The sequence below is a fragment of the Nonomuraea polychroma genome, assembly GCF_004011505.1.
Taxonomy (GTDB): Bacteria; Actinomycetota; Actinomycetes; order Streptosporangiales; family Streptosporangiaceae; genus Nonomuraea; species Nonomuraea polychroma.
Window position 1 is genome coordinate 9,285,475 of the sequence record NZ_SAUN01000001.1, and the last position, 15,974, is coordinate 9,301,448.

The following is a 15,974-nucleotide window of genomic DNA, read 5'->3' on the forward strand; positions in this document are numbered from 1 at the left end:
ATAGTCCGACACGGACATCACACGGGGGATGGGCACCGAGGCGGGATGGGCGAGTTCTTAGGCACCGCACTGAGCTTTCCGACGGTCATTTTCAGTTTTCTGCTCGTGGTGGTCGCCGGTTATTGGCTGGTCGTCATCACCGGCCTCTTCGAGCTGGACGACGACGCGCCCTGGCTGGGCCTTGGGGGAGTCCCGGCCGGGATCACGATCTCGCTGCTGATCGCGCTGGCCTGGCTGCTGAGCCTGATCGGCAGCCAATTCGTGAGCGGCGGCCTGCTGATCGCCGTCCCCTTCGCCGCCGCGGGTGGAGCCTGGCTCGCCACCCGTGGCCTGGTGGTTCCGCTGCGCAGGCTCTTCCCCGAGGGGGACAAGCACTCGCGCGGTGACTTCGTCGGCCAGATGTGCGTCATCCGCACCGGCTCTGCCACGCACGACTTCGGCCAGGCCGAGGTCACCGCCGCCGACGGCTCCTCCGCGGTCGTGCAGGTACGCACGACCGGACAGGACCGCCTCAGCCGCGGCGACAAAGCACTCATCTTCGAATACGACGCAGACGGCGAATTCTTCTGGGTCATGCCCTACGAAAGCGAGCTCTGATGGACGTCATCTCAACCGGCTTCGGTGTTTTCCTCGCCGTCATCCTGATCATTGTGATCGGCCTCCTCGTCCTCATCGCCCGGCTTTTCCGCAAGGTCGAGCAGGGCAAGGCGCTGATCGTGTCGAAGGTCAACAAGGTCGACGTGACGTTCACCGGCGCCGTGGTGCTGCCCGTCGTCCACAAGGCCGAGATCATGGACATCTCGGTGAAGACGATCGAGATCGAGCGCACCGGCCGCGAGGGCCTGATCTGCCGGGACAACATCAGGGCCGACATCAAGATCACGTTCTTCGTCCGCGTGAACAAGACCGCCGAGGACGTCATCAAGGTCGCCCAGGCCATCGGCACCGCCAGGGCCAGCGACGAGGCCACGCTGCAGGCGCTGTTCAACGCCAAGTTCTCCGAGGCGCTCAAGACCGCGGGCAAGCACCTCGACTTCGTCGACCTCTACACCAAGCGTGACGAGTTCCGCGACGAGATCGTCCGGCTCATCGGCACCGACCTCAACGGCTACAGCCTGGAAGACGCCGCCATCGACTACCTGGAGCAGACGGCGCTGCTCCAGCTCGACAAGAACAACATCCTCGACGCACAGGGCATCCGCAAGATCACCGAGCTGACGGCCATCGAGCACGTCCGCACGAACGAGTTCCAGCGCCACGAGGAAAAAGAGATCACCCGCCAGAACGTGGACGCCCGCGAGGCCATCCTCGAGCTGCAGCGCCGCCAGGCCGACGCCGAGATGAAGCAGAGGCGCGAGATCGAGACGGTCAAGGCCCGCGAGGAGGCGGAGATCGCCCGCGTGGCGGCCGAGGAGCGGCTGCGTGCCCAGGCCGCGCACATCAAGACCGACGAGCAGCTCGGCGTGCAGCACGAGAACAAGGACCGCGAGATCGCGGTCGCCATGAAGAACCGCGAGCGCGTGATCGCCATCGAGAGCGAGCGCATCGAGAAGGACCGCGTCCTGGAGGTCATCGCCCGCGAGCGGGAGACCGAGCTGTCGCGCATCGCCAAGGACAAGGAAGTCGAGACCGAGAAGCGCACGATCGCCGAGGTCATCCGCGAGCGCATCGTGGTCGACAAGACCGTGGCCGAGCAGGAGGAGGCCATCAAGCGGCTGCGCGTCGTCGAGGAGGCCGAGCGCACCCGTCAGCAGGTCATCATCGCCGCCGAGGCGGAGGCCCAGGAGAACCTGGTCAAGGACATCAAGGCGGCCGAGGCCGCCGAGGCCGCGTCGAAGTTCAAGGCACGCGAGGAGCTCGTGCTCGCCGAGGCCAGGCAGCAGGCCGCGGAGCTGGAGACCCGGGCCAAGATCCGGCTGGCCGAAGGCGTCCAGGCCGAGTCCGCCGCGGCCGGCCTGGCGCAGGTCCAGGTCAAGGAGCGCGACGCCGAGGCCATCGAGAAGGTCGGCCGCGCCGAGGCCGTGGCGCTGAAGGAGAAGCTCACCGCCGAGGCCGAGGGCGCCAAGGCCATGGCGGTCGTGGAGGGCGAGCGGCTCAAGGCGAAGGCCGAAGGCGAGCAGGCGATGGCGCTGGCCGGCGCGGCCGCGGTGGGCGAGAAGCTGAAGGCCGAGGCCGAGGGTCTCACCGAGAAGGCGGCCGCGCTGGCCGCGCTGGACGACGCCAGCAGAGGGCACGAGGAGTACCGCCTGCGCCTGGAGGCCGACAAGGAGATCCGGCTCAAGCACATCGACGTGTCGCGGCAGGTGGCCGAGTCGCAGGCGAGCGTGCTGGCCGCCGGGCTGGCCAAGGCCAACATCGACATCGTCGGCGGCGACACGATGTTCTTCGACAGGGTGGTCGGCTCGATCACCGCGGGCAAGGTGGTCGACGGGTTCGTGGACCACTCTCAGGTCGCCGGGGCGCTCGTCGGCCCGTACGTCAACGGGCAGGCCAGCCTGGCGGCCGACCTCGCGAACGTCATCAGCGGCGTCCGTACCGAGGACATCAAGAACCTGACCGTGTCCGCCCTGCTCATGAGGCTCATCCAGGACGGCGGACCGCAGTCGTCGGCGCTCGGCGAGCTGCTTGAGACGGCCCGCCGCCTCGGCGTGGCCGACTCGCCGGTCGCCGCGCTGGCCGGGACGAAATGAGCCTTAGCGAAATGAGCGTGGTCGCTGAGGCGCAGCTGGAGGCGGGAACCTATGAGGTACTCAGGAACCGCCTCCAGGCCCAGGCCAAGAGCCTCGCGGCGGCGGCCGAGACGCTCAACGGAGAGCGGCTGAAGGTCTTCGGCGGCGCCGAGCTGCGCCTGCTGGGCACCGAGCGCATCCGCACCGAGAACAACTGCGTGCCCCGGGACATCGTCTCCCTGGGTGACGTGATGTTGTTCGGCTACAACGTCTTCATCGGGCTCAAACCCGAGACGGCGGTGTCCGACGTGTTCGCGGTGCACCGGTTCTCCAGGGACGGCGACGCCTTCAGGTTCGACGCCGACAAGCTGGAGACGCTGGACGACCCGGCGTTCAAGAAGGACTTCGCCGAGCTCTACCGGTACTACAAGGAGACCAGGCTCCAGCAGCTCAGGCGGGTGGAGGGCAAGCTGCTCGCCGTGTTCCAGACCGGCCCTGGCGACATGCGGGTGCTGCGCTGGACGGTCGGGAACGACGGGATCCCGAAATATCTGGACAGCCGAGGCGAGCGCGACCATGTCTTCCCGCCGTCGCACGACTTCGAGTGGACGGTCACCACCCGGGACGATCACGTGCTCGGCCGGCACCCGCACATCTCGATCCAGGGCGAGGTGTTCGTCGAGACCGTCGGCGGCGACCTCACCATCAAGATCGAGGACAACACGGAGACCGGCGCCGGCATCTACGCCGAACCGGTCACCGAGGCGCTGCAGAGCCTGGCCGACGCCGACGTCGAGTACGCCAGGGTGGGGCCGTTGATCCTCATGCGGATCAGGCCGTACAAGGAGACCGAGTGGCGTCACCTGGTCTTCAACACCCGCACCAAGGCCGTGATCAGGCTGGACGGCATCGGCCAGGCCTGCCAGCGCCTTCCCGAGGACCAGGGCCTGATCTTCCCTGGCGGCTACTACCTGACGACCGGGGTCAGCAAGACGTTCGACACGGACGTGACGGACCTGGAGTTCGAGCGGGTGGTCCGCTCCCCCAACGGCGAGGACGTCCTGTACGTCTTCCACGCCAGGGGCGACGGGCGGTCGTTGCTGCTCCCGTACAACGTGATCAGGAAGGAGGTGGCCAACCCCATCGTCTGCCATGGGTACTCGCTGTTCGACGACGGCACGATGGTGGTCTTCCGCGCCACCTCCGAGGAGCCCACCCGGGTCCACCCGATGCAGGTCTGGCAGACGCCGTACGTCTCCGACACCTACGCCGCCGCCCAGCCCGCCGGGACCGGCCCGCTGGAACGCATCGGCAACGCCGATCTGGTGCGCGGGATCTCCGACTGCCTGTCCGTGGCACGCATGGTCGAGGAGATGGCGCCGTCGGCGGGCACGTTCGAAGGACTGATCGCCGCCTGCACGCGGGCCTTCGACTCCTACCACTGGCTCGGCGAGCACGGCCTGCGCGCGCCGCTCGCCGACGTCCGCGCCACCGCCGAACAGGTCCTCGACGAGTACGAGAACGTCGAGCACCTCACCCGCCAGGCCGCCGACACGCTGGCCAAGGCCACGGAGGAGACCACCCAGCTGGTACGCCAGGCGCGTGCCGACAGCCCCGCCACCGCCGACGCCTGGGTGACCATGCTGGCCACGCTCCGCCGCGCCCAGGGCCACCTGGTGACGCTGCGCGAGGTCCGCTACATCGACCTGGCCGCGCTGGACAGGCTGTCCGCCTCCGTGGCCGAGGAGGTGACCGCGACCGGCCGTCGTGCGGTCACGTTCCTCTCCGGTGAGGACGCGTTCACCTCCTACCACGCGGCCGTCGAGCAGCTTGCCGCCGACGCCGCCGCCATCGCCACGGTCGCCGAGGCCGCGCCCGTAGCCGAGCGGCTGGCGGAGCAGACGGAGGGCCTGGAGGTGGTCACGGAGGTCGTCGGCTCGCTGGACATCGCCGACGCCACCGTACGCACGTCCATCCTGGGGCGGATCGCGGAGGTGCTCGGCGGCGTGAACCGGGCCCGCGCCCTGCTCGACGGGCGCCGGCGCGAGCTGCTCGGCACGGAGGGCCGGGCCGCGTTCGCCGCCGAGTTCGCGCTGCTCGGGCAGGCCATCACCGGTGCGCTGGCGGTGGCCGACACGCCGGAGAAGTGCGACGAGCAGCTCGGGCGGCTCATGCTCCAGCTGGAGAACCTGGAGTCGCGCTTCGGCGAGTTCGACGACTTCGCCGCGCAGCTGTCGGCCAAGCGGGACGACGTCTACGAGGCGTTCTCGGCGCGCAAGCAGACCCAGCTGGATGAGCTGGCCCGGCGCGCGGACCGGCTCTTCGGCTCGGCCGAACGCGTTCTCGGCAGCATCACCCGCCGGCTCGGCTCCCTGGACTCGCTGGACGAGGTCAACACCTATTTCGCGACGGACCCGATGGTGGCCAAGGTCCGCTCGGCAGCCGGGGAGCTGCGTTCGCTCGGGGACGCCGTACGGGCGGAAGAACTGGACGGCCGGATCAAGTCCGCGCAGCAGGAAGCGGCACGGGCGCTCCGGGACCGCCTGGACCTGTTCTCCGACGGCGGCGAGACCCTCCGGCTCGGCCACCACCGCTTCGCGGTCAACACCCAGCCCATCGATCTGACGCTGGTGCCGCACGACGGGTCTTTGTACTTCGCGATCACGGGCACCGACTACCGCTCGCCCGTTCCGGCTTCGTTCGAGCACACCCGGCCCTTCTGGGACCAGCTCCTGGTGTCGGAGACGCCCGACGTCTACCGCGCCGAACACCTGGCCGCCTCCCTCCTGGACTCCGTCACTCCGGGCGCACCCCTGTCCGATCTGGTCCGTCAGGCCGCCGAGTCCCGGTACGACGAGGGCTACGAACGCGGGGTCCACGACCACGACGCGACGATGATCCTCGACACGCTGGTGCGGCTGCGTGAGGGCGCAGGGCTCCTGCGCTATCCAGCCCAGGTCCGGGCCATGGCCCAGCTGTTCTGGGCCTTCGGCGTGGACGAGGTTTCACGTAAAACATTCACCACGCGAGCGGTGTCGCTGATCCGTGCACGGACGGTCTTCGGCATCGCGCCCGCCCTGGGCTCCCTCGCTACTGAGCTGGGGGCCCGGATCGACGCCTTCATGGCCGGCCTCGCGGCCCATGCGCCGCTCACCACCGGCTTCAGCATGGCGGGTGAGTATCTCGTCGAGGAGCTCGCCGGCAGCCCCATCGGTTTCGTGACCAGTAAGGCGGCACGCGACCTCCTGGACGGTTTCCGCCAGGCCCTGGGCCCGGTCAAGCTGCGCGGGTTCGAGGAGGACCTCAAGGCACTCCCCCTCCCCGAACGCCTCCAACTCGCCCACGCCTGGCTGAGCTCCTACCGTCAAGGCCTGGAGACCGCCGAGGCCGTCGCCGTCCAGCTGTGCGGCGACCTCCCCCGCCACGACTCCAGCGCCACCACCGCCGAAACCGTGGACGGCCTCCTCGGCACCCACCCCCGGATCAAAGACCGCAAACTGCACATCCAGCTGGACGAGATCCTCGCCAGAACCCGCCACTTCCGAGAGGATCGTGTCCCCGCCTACCGTGCCTACCAGCGCAGCAGGAACGAGCTGGTCGAGGCGGAACGAAACCGCCTGCGCCTGGACGAGTACAAGCCCAAGGTCATGAGCGCCTTCGTCCGCAACCGCCTCCTCGACGAGGTGTACCTGCCGCTGATCGGCGACAACCTGGCCAAGCAGCTGGGCGCCGCGGGCGCGGGCAAACGCACCGACCAGATGGGCCTCCTCCTGCTCATCTCACCCCCCGGCTACGGCAAGACGACCTTGATGGAGTACGTGGCCAGCCGCCTCGGCCTGGTCTTCGTCAAGGTGAACGGCCCGGCGCTGGGCCACGAGGTGACCTCGCTCGACCCGGCGGACGCCCCCGACGCGACGGCCAGGCAGGAGGTGGAGAAGATCTCGTTCGCCCTCGAAACGGGCAACAACACCTTGCTCTACCTGGACGACATCCAGCACACCTCGCCCGAGCTCCTGCAGAAGTTCATCTCGCTCTGCGACGCCCAGCGCCGCATCGAGGGTGTGTGGAACGGCCGTACCCGCACCTATGACCTGCGCGGAAAGCGGTTCGCGGTGTGCATGGCGGGCAACCCGTACACCGAGTCCGGCCAGCGCTTCCGCATCCCCGACATGCTCGCCAACCGGGCCGACGTGTGGAACCTGGGCGACGTGCTGTCGGGCAAGGACGAGCTGTTCGCGCTGAGCTACATCGACAACGCGCTCACCTCCAACCCGGTGCTGGCCCCGCTGTCCGGCCGCGACCGCGGGGATGTCGAGCTGCTCGTCCGCCTCGCGAAGGGTGACACGACAGTCCAGCCGGACCAGCTCAAGCACCCGTACACGAAGCCGGAGCTGGACCAGATCCTCAGCGTCCTGGCGAAGCTGGTCCGGGTGCAGGAGGTCGTGCTGGCCAACAACCAGGCGTACATCGCCTCGGCCGCCCAGTCCGACGCCGCCCGCACGGAGCCGCCGTACCGGCTGCAGGGCTCGTACCGGAACATGAACAAGCTGGCCGAGCGCATCGTGCCCGCGATGAACGACGCCGAGCTGGAAGTGGTGATCGACGACCACTACGTGGGCGAGGCACAGACGCTGACCACGGACGCCGAGGCCAACCTGCTCAAGCTGGCCGAGCTGCGCGGCCGCCTGACCCCTGACCAGGCCGCGCGCTGGGCGGAGATCAAGCGGGCCTACCTCAGGGCCAAGGCGCTGGGCGGCGCGGACGATGACCCGATGGCCAGGGCGGTGGGCGCGATCGGTCTGCTCGCCGATCGGGTGGGGGAGGTCGGCACGGCCATCAGAGAGACCGACCGCTAAGCGCCGTCGGCCAGCCCTGCGGTGGCCTCGCGCTGCAGGGCGGTCGACCGGGTGAGGTAGTCGAGGATGACTTCGAGCTGCTCGTCCGTGTAGCGCTCGTAGAGCTCGGCGAGCGCGGCCACGAATGGCTCGAACAGCTCGCCGAAGCCGGCCAGCCGCTCCTGGTTGATCTCGACGATGACCCGGCGCCGGTCCTTGGTGTCGCGGATCCGCCGCACCAGCCACTTGCCCTCCAGCCGGTCGATCAGGCCGCTGACCGACGCCGGCGCCAGCCCGGTGTGCTGCGCGATCTCGCCCGCCGTCATCGGGCCGAGGCGTTGCAGCAGGTCGAGGGTCTTCTCCTCGGTCATGCCGAGGCCCAGGCGCTCGCCCATGGCGGTGTGGTACATCACGGCGGCGTTGCTGCTGTCCCGCCCCGCCATGGCGAGCTCCTCGAACAATTTCTTTCGATGCTCCGAAATACCTCTCGACACGGGCCCTGCCTTCGTCATATATTTCGTTCGACCGAACGAAAGGTTATCATAATGAAGGCTCTTGTCATAGGTTGCGGCATTGCAGGACCGGTCACCGCCATGGCCCTGCGCGAGGTGGGCATCGAGGCCGAGATCTTCGAGGCGTACGGGCAGGGCGCGGAGAACGTGGGCTCCTTTCTCAACATCGCCTCGAACGGCCTGGCCGCCCTGCGCGTGCTGGGCGCGCACCGCCAGGTGCTGGACACGGCCATACCCACCCCGCGGATGGTCATGTGGAGCGGCTCGGGCAAGCGCCTCGGCGAGGTGGCCAACGGCCTGCGGCTCGACGACGGCACGGTCAGCCACACCGTCCAGCGCTCCGACCTCTACCGCACCATCCGCGACGAGGCCGTCGAGCGCGGGATCCACGTGCACCACGGCAAGCGCCTGACCGCCTTCGAAGACCACGGCAGCGAGGTCACAGCGAGATTCGAGGACGGCTCGGAGGCCACCGGCGACCTGCTGATCGCCTGCGACGGCGTGCACTCACGCACCCGCGCGATCCTCGACCCGCAAGCCCCCGCGCCCCGCTACAGCGGCCTGTACAGCTTCGGCGGCATCGTCAAGGGCGGCACCCTCGCCGGCGAGCCCGGCGAGTACCACATGGTGTTCGGCAAGCACGCGTTCTTCGGCTACTCCGTGGCCGAGTCCGGCGAGACCTGGTGGTTCGCGAACCTGCCCAGGCGGCTCGGCGACGTTCCAGAGAGCTGGCGGCCGGAGCTGGTCAAGGCGTTCGAGGACGACGCCAACGCCTCCGCCGAGCTCATCGGGCGCAGCGAGGTCGGGATGGGCCTGCCGATCCACGACCTGCCGCCGGTGCCCGTGTGGCACCGCGGCCGGGTCCTGCTCCTCGGCGACGCCGCGCACGCCACCTCGCCCAGCGCGGGCCAGGGCGCCTCTCTGGCCATCGAGGACGCGATCGTCCTCGCCAGGTGCCTGCGCGACAGCCGGGATCATCGCGAGGCGTTCGAGCGGTACGAGGCCGAGCGGCGGCCCAGGGTGGAGCGGGTCGTGGCGTACTCCAGGACGATCAGCAACAGCAAGGCCGCGGGCCCGGTCGCCCGGGTCTTCCGCGACCTGATGCTGCCGATCTTCCTCAAGAAGAGCGCGAGCCAGGAGTCACTGTCCTGGATGTACCGCTACCAGGCGAGCCTGTGACACCGCCTCCGCCCCGGCGGGCACCAGTGGCAACCGCACGTCCGGCGTCGGGATCAGGCCTTGGGCGTGCAGCACGCCCTTGATCACGGTCGGGTTGGGCTCGGCGAAGAGCGCCGCCGAGAGCCGGGCCAGCCGGTGCCCGAGCGCCCGCGCCCGGGGCGTGTCCCCCGCCTGCCAGGCGTCCGCCAGCTCGACGAACTCCCTGGTACGCAGGTGCGCCGAGGCCAGGATCCCACCCGAGGCGCCCAGCGCGAGCAGCGGCGAGACGAACGCGTCGTCGCCGCCGACCACCTCGAACCCGTCGGGCAGGTCCGCCAGCAGATCGATCGCATCCTGATCGATCCCGCCTGCCGCGTACTTCACACCGGCGACCATCGGATGGGCCCCCAGCCGGCGCAGCGTCGCGGCGCCCACGGCCTGCCCCGTCCGGTAGGGGATGTGGTAGATCACCAGCGGCACCGGCGTCTCCTCGGCCAGCGCCTCGAAGTACGCGACGACGCCGCGTTCGCCGGGCCGCAGGAAATACGGGACGGTCACCAGGGCGGCACCGACGCCTTCAGGCAGGCTCCGCAACGCCCGCGCCGTCGAACGCAGGTCGTTCCCCGTCACCCCGACCGTCAGCAGCGCCTGCCGCTGCCCGCAGACCCGTACGCACACCTCGATCACCCGGGCCCGCTCCTCGGGTTCGAGCGCCGCCACCTCGCCGGTGGTGCCCAGCGCGACCAGCCCGGCCGCGCCCTCGTCGAGCATCTGGTGAGCGAGCTTCTCGATCGTGTCGACCGCCACGTCCCCGTCCGAGGTGAACGGGGTGACCAGCGGCACGTGGATTCCTCTCAACATGCTTCGAGCCTGACCTGCCACAACCCGTTAGGTCCAGTTCGGATTTCTACGTTGGAGCGTAAGCTCAACTTATGCTGGATCCACGCAAGCTCGTCTTGCTCCGCGAACTGGCCAGGCGCGGCACGATCGCCGCGGTGGCGGAGGCGGTCACGTTCACGCCGTCGGCCGTCTCCCAGCAGCTCAGCGCGCTGGAGCGGGAGGCCGGCGTGCCCTTGCTGGAGCGCACCGGCCGCACCGTGACACTCACCCCGGCGGGCCGGCTCCTCGTCGAGCACGCGCAGGCGGTGCTCGAACAACTGGAGCGTGCCTCCGCCGCGCTCGCCGCCGTGCGCGGCGGGCCGACGGGACCTCTGCGGATCGGCGCGTTCCCGACTGCGGCTCGCGTGCTCCTGCCCGGCGCCCTCGCCACCCTGACGGCGGCACACCCGGGGTTGGAGCCGATGGTCGCCGAGATCGACCCCGCCGACGTCTCGGCCGCGTTGCGGGCCGGCGAGCTGGACGTGGCGCTCGTGCACGAGTACGACTTCGTCCCGCCGGTCACCGACGACGCCATCGAGACCGAGCCGCTGTTCAGCGAGCCGATGTACCTGACCGACCGGCCCTCGATCGCCGACGCCCGCGACGACCCGTGGATCGTGAACAAGCCGGGCACCCTCTGCCACACCATGGCCATCAGGGCGTGCCAGGCGGCGGGCTTCGAACCACGCGTCCGCCATCACATCGACGACTTCGACACCATCCTCGCCTTCGCGGCGGCGGGTCAGGGAGTGGCGCTCGTGCCACGCCTGGCCGCGACCTCGCCGCCGCCCGGGGTCACGCTCACCCGCCTGCCGCTGAGCCGCCGCACGCTGGCGGCCTTCAGAAGGGGGTACGGCGAGCACCCGGCGATCAGAGCGGCGGTGGCCGCCCTTCGCCCATCAGCCCTTTGACAAGATCGGGCCGGATCCTGCTCATTCCGTGAGCACGGCCTCGAGCACGGCCCTGGAACTGGTCGTGTCACCGTCGTACTCGCCCGCCGTCACCGCCACGACCAACTCTTCCCCGGTGAAGACGAGCAGCTCCTGCCCGCCGTTCCCGATGCCTTTGACGTGGGGACGGTCGCCGGTGACCAGATACCACTGGTAGCCGTACTCGAACCCCTCGGCGATGTTCACCCGCGGCCGGAGCATCTCCTGGAGCCATTCACCCGGCACGATCCCGCGGCCGCCGTCGAGCACGAGCTGCCCGATGGCGGCCAGGTCGACCGGCCGCAGCCGTATCCCGGCCGCAGCCGACACCGCCCCGTGCATCCCCTTGGACCAGTCGAAGTCGGTGATCCCGAGCGGCCGGAAGAGCGCCGTGGCGGCGTACTCCTCCAAGGGCCGCCCCGTCCCGCGCGCGATGATCCCACCGAGCAGCGCGGTCGCGCCCCCGCAATAGCGCCAGAGCTTTCCCGCCTCCTCGACGACCGGCCGCTCCAGCACGTAGCGGTAGCGGTCGGGGGCGAACTCCATCGCGATCTCGCTGTTGGCCGTGCTCGTGTAGGGGGCGTCCTCGTTCCATTCGAGTCCGAGCGTCATGGTGAGCGCATGCTCGACGGTGAGATGAGCCTTCTCCGGATCCCCCACTAAATCCCGATATTCCGGAAACTGCGCCACCAGCCCCGCCCCCGGCTCCGGTACCAGCCCATCGCCCAGCGCGATGCCGTACAGCAGCGCCACGATGCTCTTGGAGACGGACCGCATGTCGTGCAACGTGTCCCGATCGAACACGACATGCCCCAGAGAATCACCCAGCCGGTAATCGACCCCCGCCCCGTAACGCTCGAGCACGACCTCCCCGCCCCGCATCACCACGAGCCCGTGGAAGCCAGGCGCCGCACCTGCCCGCAGGACGGCGTCGACCCGCTCCGCCATTGCCACGATATTCCTCCTCAAAGTAGGTACATCTGGCATACCGCCTCACACGGTGTCAGGCTCAACCCCTCCTTGGTCCTGCGAGCCGAACTCCGCCAGGGCCCGTTTCCAGTCCAATCCAGACAGCACACGCACGCCGTCCGCCCTCAGTTCCTCAACGCTGCGCCGGTACGGGATCCGGGCGGCCAGGGCCTCGTTGACGCAAGGCAGGACGACGACGGGAATGCCGAGGCCGGGAGCCTCGGCCAGCACACCCAGCGCGTAGGTGTCGGCGATGCCCTGAGCGAACTTGTTGATCGTGTTGTACGTGGCCGGCGCCACGATGATCGCGTCGGCCCGGGGCGGTTTGGGCTCGGACGGCTTGCGGTAGCGGCTGCGGACCGGGCGGCCGGTCTGCCGTTCCAGTGCCGGCACGTCGATGAAGTCCAGGGCCGACGGGGTGGCGACGATCTGGACGATCCAGCCCTCCTCCTGCGCCATGGCGACGAGGCGGCCGACCTCCGCGGCCGGCTCTGCCGCGCACACGATGACGTACAGCTCCTTGCCCCGCGATTCGGTCACGGTGGCCAGCGTACTGAGAGGGCCCTCAGGGTTTCTCAGCCGTCGCACAGCGCTCGCGACGCAGGCTGGAGGTATGGATCAACTTCTGAGCAGTCCTGCCATCGTCCAAGGTCTACGGAAGGTCGAGGCCAGGGTCCGGCGACTCGGCGGGTCCTCCACACTGCCCGGCATCAACGCCGGGGCCGAGCGCATCGTCGCCGCCGGCGGGAAGCGGTTGCGGCCGGCCCTGACGCTCGCCACCTCGATCGCGCTCGGCAAGGCGCCCGACCGGCGGGTGATCACGGCGGCGGCCTGCGTGGAGCTCGTTCACGCCGGGTCGCTCGTGCACGACGACCTCATGGACCGGGCAACCCAGCGCCGCGGCATGCCGACGCTCAACGCCGAGCTGGGCGACGGCAAGGCGCTGGTGATCGGCGACTTCATGCTGGCCAGGGCTGGGCTGGCGGCGATCACGGCGGTGTCCAGACCGGTCGCCGAGGTGCTGGCCGCGACCGTCGTCGAGCTGGCCGAGGGGCAGTTCCTGGAGACCACCGACCTGTTCAACGTGGACCGGACGCAGGAGAGCGCCCTGCGCTCCATCACCGGCAAGACCGCCGCCTTGTTCCGGGCCGGGTGCCTGGTGGCGGCGGTGTGCGCGCAGGCCTCGCCGGAGGACCGGGCGCGGATGGCGGCGTACGGGGAGAAGTTCGGGCTGATCTTCCAGATCCTCGACGACCTGCTCGACCTGACCGCCACCAGCGAGCAGCTCGGCAAGCCGGCCGGGAACGATCTGCGCCAGGGCGTCTACAGCCTGCCCCTGCTCATGGCATGCGCCGACGCCGACGTCAGGGATCTGCTCGGCAAGCCGGAAATGACCGAGGAAGTGCTGCGCAGGCTGCGGGCGAGCCGCATGGCGGACAACACGATCGCGTACTGCCGCGGCCTGGCCGCCGACGCGGTGGCAGCCCTGCCGGTGATCCACGACCCGGAGATGGCGTCCCTCTTGTACGGCCTCCCGACCGCGTACATCGACCGGGTGGCCGGCATCGCTCATCTGACCGCAATCAGTTGAGATGTGTTGGGATCAGGAACGGCACGCTCGTCATGACCGCGACGTTCCGCTCCCAGAACGCCTGCACGAGCTACCTCGACTACGTGCCGCTCGCCGACGTGCACGCGCGGATGGCGCGCACGCTGCGCCTGGAGCGGGGCCCGCTGCGGCCGGCGCGCCGATGGTGAACGCGAGCGCGGTGTTTCTCTCAGGAAGGTTTACGGGCTTCGAGGATGTCCGTGCTGAACCATGGGCCGCCGTACCAGAAGCGCCAGCCGGCGTCGCGCCGCCGTACGTCGACGACGCCGAGCTCGCGCAACACGTCCTCATACGCGGGCGTGTGCCGGAAATCGGCGATCAGCATCAGACCACCGGGCCGCAGCACCCGGTGCGCCTCGCGGATGGCCTGCCCGCGCCCCTCCGCGTCGGAGATGTTGTGAATGGCCAGGCTGGACACGACCACGTCGAAGGCGTCGTCGCCGAACGGCAGGTCGCGCAGGTCACCCGTGACCAGTTCGACGCGGTCCTCGACGCCTTCCGCCGCGGCGTTGGCCCTGGTCGTCGCCTCGCCGTTGCCGGACTGGCGCTGAACGCGCCACAGGTCGACGCCGGTCGCCCGGCCTTTGTCCAGCCGCTCGGCCGCCATGAGCAGCACCGCGCCGCGTCCGCAACCGAGGTCGAGCAGCCTCTCGTCGCCTTCCAGCCGCTGGAGCTCCTCGGCCCAGACGGAGAACTTGCCGCGTCGCGTCGTGTAAAGATAGCTGGCCGCACTGGCCAAGGTGTAGAGCCCGCCGAACAGGAACACGACCCCTGCCGGCAGGACGTCCAAGGCGAACGAGAGCACACTCAGGGCCACCAGCACGATTGCCCCGAAAAGCAAACCGGCCATGGCCCACGGTGCGTCGAACCCATAGCTACCGTGTCGTTTGCGAACACTCACGTCATATCTCAATGAGGTCTTGGAGGTGACTTGACCGACACCTTCCCCTTCACACCGTCAATCACGCACATCCCATTACTACGGTTGCATGAATGCGCACGCAATGGGGGTTTGACCAGGCATGACGGAGAAAGATCGAGGATTCGGCCTGGGGGCGAGCATGGCGTTGACGCTGGCGTCGGCCATGTTGTGGGGAGTCGCGCACCTCGCCGCCGAACGCCGCAAGACCGGCCTGGCGCTCATGGCCGCCCATGTCCTGTTGCTGGCCGGGATCCTCACCGTGTTCACCGCCTTCAGCACGAACCTCCTGTCGCTCGCCGTCCAGCCCCACTGGCTTGCCTGGCTCACCGCGGTCCTGGTCGCGATGGCGCTGGCCTGGACCGGCGTGATCGTCTGGTCCTTCCTCCTGGTACGCCCCCCGCGCCCGGACACCATCGGCCGCTTCCTGACCACGGCGCTGACCATCGCGCTCTGCGCGCTCGTGCTGGCGCCGACCGTCTACGCCACCCGGGTGGCCTACCTGTCCCGCGACGTCGTGACCAGCCTGTTCTCCCCCACGGGCAACTCCCCCGTCGTGGCCGACGACCCGTGGAACGGCGCGGAGCGCGTCAACTTCCTGCTGCTCGGCGCGGACTCGGCACCCAGCAGGCCGGGGGTGCGTACCGACAGCATGACGGTGGCCAGCGTTGACGTGGAGACCGGCGCGACCACCCTGTTCGGCCTGCCGCGCAACCTCCAGCGCGTGCGAATGCCCGCGGGCCCGGCCAGGAACCGCTTCCCCTGGGGCTTCACCGGCAGCGACTCCCAAACCCCAGGCCTCCTCAACGAGATCTACCAGTACGCCGAAGACAACCCGGACATAGTCCCCCATGTGGGACGCGGCAAACGCGGCCCGGCCCTGATCAAGGAGACGATCGGCAACATCCTCGGCATCCCCGTGGACTACTACGCCATGATCGACATGAAGGGCTTCGCGGAGATCGTCGACGCCATGGGCGGCGTGCAGGTCACGATCAAGGAACCCATCGTGTACGGCCGCTACCGCGAGGGCCTCATCCCCGCCGGCACCCGCAAACTCTCCGGCGAGCAGGCGTTGTGGTACGGCCGCTCGCGTACCGACAGCGACGACTACGTCCGCATGGGCCGGCAGAAGTGCCTGCTCAACGCCGTGGCCAAGCAGGCCGACCCGATAACCGTGCTCAACAGCTTCGAGCGCCTGGCCGCCGCCACCAAGCGCGCCATCTCCACCGACATCCCCCAGGACCTGCTGCCGGCCATCGTGGACCTGGCACAGAAGGTGAAGGCCGCCAAGATCCGCAGCCTCAACTTCGTGCCGCCGCTGATCAACACGGCCTACCCCGACTGGTCCTTCATCCGCCGCAAGGTCTCCGAAACCCTGGACGACCGCCGCTCCACGAAGGCGGCCACCGCGGCGCGGACCCCGTCACCCGAGCGGCAGACGGACGACCCGGTCAATCTGGATGCCATCTGCCGCTAGCCGGCTACTGGTACG

The 15,974-nt window shown here is 69.3% G+C and carries 13 protein-coding genes; 8 read left to right on the forward strand and 5 right to left on the reverse strand.

The features are described 5' to 3' along the window. Window positions 1-45 precede the first annotated feature (45 nt). Genes EDD27_RS42715 through EDD27_RS42725 form a run of 3 tightly spaced genes read left to right on the forward strand, consistent with a single transcriptional unit; the run spans window position 46 to window position 7,525 of the window. Window positions 46-597, forward strand: coding sequence for a DUF1449 family protein (locus EDD27_RS42715; RefSeq protein ID WP_127937650.1), 552 nt, complete (start codon window positions 46-48; stop codon window positions 595-597). After that, window positions 597-2,690: a flotillin family protein gene (locus EDD27_RS42720; RefSeq protein WP_127937652.1), complete on the forward strand. Its 2,094-nt coding sequence runs from the start codon at window positions 597-599 to the stop codon at window positions 2,688-2,690. The genes EDD27_RS42715 and EDD27_RS42720 overlap by 1 nt, the downstream gene beginning before the upstream one ends. 11 nt (window positions 2,691-2,701) lie before the next feature. Further along, window positions 2,702-7,525: a DNA repair ATPase gene (locus EDD27_RS42725; RefSeq protein ID WP_206641904.1), complete on the forward strand. Its 4,824-nt coding sequence runs from the start codon at window positions 2,702-2,704 to the stop codon at window positions 7,523-7,525. On the opposite strand, the gene EDD27_RS42730 is transcribed toward EDD27_RS42725, so the two are convergent. Further along, the gene (locus tag EDD27_RS42730; protein WP_241564544.1) at window positions 7,522-7,947 is read right to left on the reverse strand and encodes a MarR family winged helix-turn-helix transcriptional regulator; all 426 of its coding nucleotides are present in this window, start codon (window positions 7,945-7,947) and stop codon (window positions 7,522-7,524) included. The two genes, EDD27_RS42725 and EDD27_RS42730, sit on opposite strands and share 4 nt — an antisense overlap. A gap of 102 nt (window positions 7,948-8,049) precedes the next feature. On the opposite strand from EDD27_RS42730, the gene EDD27_RS42735 reads away from it, so the two are divergent. Further along, a complete protein-coding gene (locus EDD27_RS42735) occupies window positions 8,050-9,195 on the forward strand; it encodes an FAD-dependent oxidoreductase (protein WP_127937658.1) in 1,146 nt (381 codons plus the stop codon). Here the strand turns inward: EDD27_RS42735 and EDD27_RS42740 are convergent. Next, the gene (locus EDD27_RS42740) at window positions 9,157-10,035 is read right to left on the reverse strand and encodes a 4-hydroxy-tetrahydrodipicolinate synthase family protein (protein WP_127937660.1); all 879 of its coding nucleotides are present in this window, start codon (window positions 10,033-10,035) and stop codon (window positions 9,157-9,159) included. The two genes, EDD27_RS42735 and EDD27_RS42740, sit on opposite strands and share 39 nt — an antisense overlap. A gap of 71 nt (window positions 10,036-10,106) precedes the next feature. Here EDD27_RS42740 and EDD27_RS42745 point away from each other — a divergent pair, with 71 nt between their 5' ends. Then, window positions 10,107-10,964, forward strand: coding sequence for a LysR family transcriptional regulator (locus EDD27_RS42745; protein WP_127937662.1), 858 nt, complete (start codon window positions 10,107-10,109; stop codon window positions 10,962-10,964). Between the two features lie 21 nt (window positions 10,965-10,985). On the opposite strand, the gene EDD27_RS42750 is transcribed toward EDD27_RS42745, so the two are convergent. Beyond that, complete coding sequence (locus EDD27_RS42750) at window positions 10,986-11,930, reverse strand: serine hydrolase domain-containing protein (RefSeq protein WP_241564912.1); 945 nt, start codon at window positions 11,928-11,930, stop codon at window positions 10,986-10,988. 45 nt (window positions 11,931-11,975) lie between these two features. After that, a complete protein-coding gene (locus EDD27_RS42755; RefSeq protein WP_127937666.1) occupies window positions 11,976-12,491 on the reverse strand; it encodes a flavoprotein in 516 nt (171 codons plus the stop codon). A 73-nt stretch (window positions 12,492-12,564) separates the two neighbouring features. Between EDD27_RS42755 and EDD27_RS42760 the strand changes: the two genes are divergently transcribed. Both EDD27_RS42760 and EDD27_RS58080 read left to right on the forward strand, forming a co-directional pair. Beyond that, window positions 12,565-13,542 carry a polyprenyl synthetase family protein gene (locus tag EDD27_RS42760; RefSeq protein WP_127937668.1) on the forward strand — a complete coding sequence of 326 codons (978 nt, stop codon included), beginning with the start codon at window positions 12,565-12,567 and terminating at the stop codon, window positions 13,540-13,542. 32 nt (window positions 13,543-13,574) lie between these two features. Continuing rightward, a complete protein-coding gene (locus EDD27_RS58080; RefSeq protein WP_277750792.1) occupies window positions 13,575-13,709 on the forward strand; it encodes a hypothetical protein in 135 nt (44 codons plus the stop codon). Window positions 13,710-13,729: 20 nt separating this feature from the next. Here EDD27_RS58080 and EDD27_RS42765 read toward each other — a convergent pair whose 3' ends face one another. After that, window positions 13,730-14,410, reverse strand: coding sequence for a class I SAM-dependent methyltransferase (locus tag EDD27_RS42765; RefSeq protein ID WP_127937670.1), 681 nt, complete (start codon window positions 14,408-14,410; stop codon window positions 13,730-13,732). Window positions 14,411-14,582: 172 nt separating this feature from the next. Here EDD27_RS42765 and EDD27_RS42770 point away from each other — a divergent pair, with 172 nt between their 5' ends. Beyond that, entirely contained in the window at window positions 14,583-15,959 is a 1,377-nt protein-coding gene (locus EDD27_RS42770; RefSeq protein WP_241564545.1) for an LCP family glycopolymer transferase, read from the forward strand. Window positions 15,960-15,974 lie beyond the last annotated feature (15 nt).

Excerpts from the sequence above, each read along its gene's own strand:
- EDD27_RS42715 (WP_127937650.1), top strand. The coding sequence starts at position 46 with ATGGGCGAGTTCTTAGGCACCGCACTGAGCTTTCCGACGGTCATTTTC.
- EDD27_RS42720 (WP_127937652.1), top strand. The coding sequence starts at position 597 with ATGGACGTCATCTCAACCGGCTTCGGTGTTTTCCTCGCCGTCATCCTG.
- EDD27_RS42725 (WP_206641904.1), top strand. The coding sequence starts at position 2,702 with ATGAGCGTGGTCGCTGAGGCGCAGCTGGAGGCGGGAACCTATGAGGTA.
- EDD27_RS42730 (WP_241564544.1), bottom strand. The coding sequence starts at position 7,947 with ATGGCGGGGCGGGACAGCAGCAACGCCGCCGTGATGTACCACACCGCC.
- EDD27_RS42735 (WP_127937658.1), top strand. The coding sequence starts at position 8,050 with ATGAAGGCTCTTGTCATAGGTTGCGGCATTGCAGGACCGGTCACCGCC.
- EDD27_RS42740 (WP_127937660.1), bottom strand. The coding sequence starts at position 10,035 with ATGTTGAGAGGAATCCACGTGCCGCTGGTCACCCCGTTCACCTCGGAC.
- EDD27_RS42745 (WP_127937662.1), top strand. The coding sequence starts at position 10,107 with ATGCTGGATCCACGCAAGCTCGTCTTGCTCCGCGAACTGGCCAGGCGC.
- EDD27_RS42750 (WP_241564912.1), bottom strand. The coding sequence starts at position 11,930 with ATGGCGGAGCGGGTCGACGCCGTCCTGCGGGCAGGTGCGGCGCCTGGC.
- EDD27_RS42760 (WP_127937668.1), top strand. The coding sequence starts at position 12,565 with ATGGATCAACTTCTGAGCAGTCCTGCCATCGTCCAAGGTCTACGGAAG.
- EDD27_RS58080 (WP_277750792.1), top strand. The coding sequence starts at position 13,575 with ATGACCGCGACGTTCCGCTCCCAGAACGCCTGCACGAGCTACCTCGAC.
- EDD27_RS42765 (WP_127937670.1), bottom strand. The coding sequence starts at position 14,410 with ATGGCCGGTTTGCTTTTCGGGGCAATCGTGCTGGTGGCCCTGAGTGTG.
- EDD27_RS42770 (WP_241564545.1), top strand. The coding sequence starts at position 14,583 with ATGACGGAGAAAGATCGAGGATTCGGCCTGGGGGCGAGCATGGCGTTG.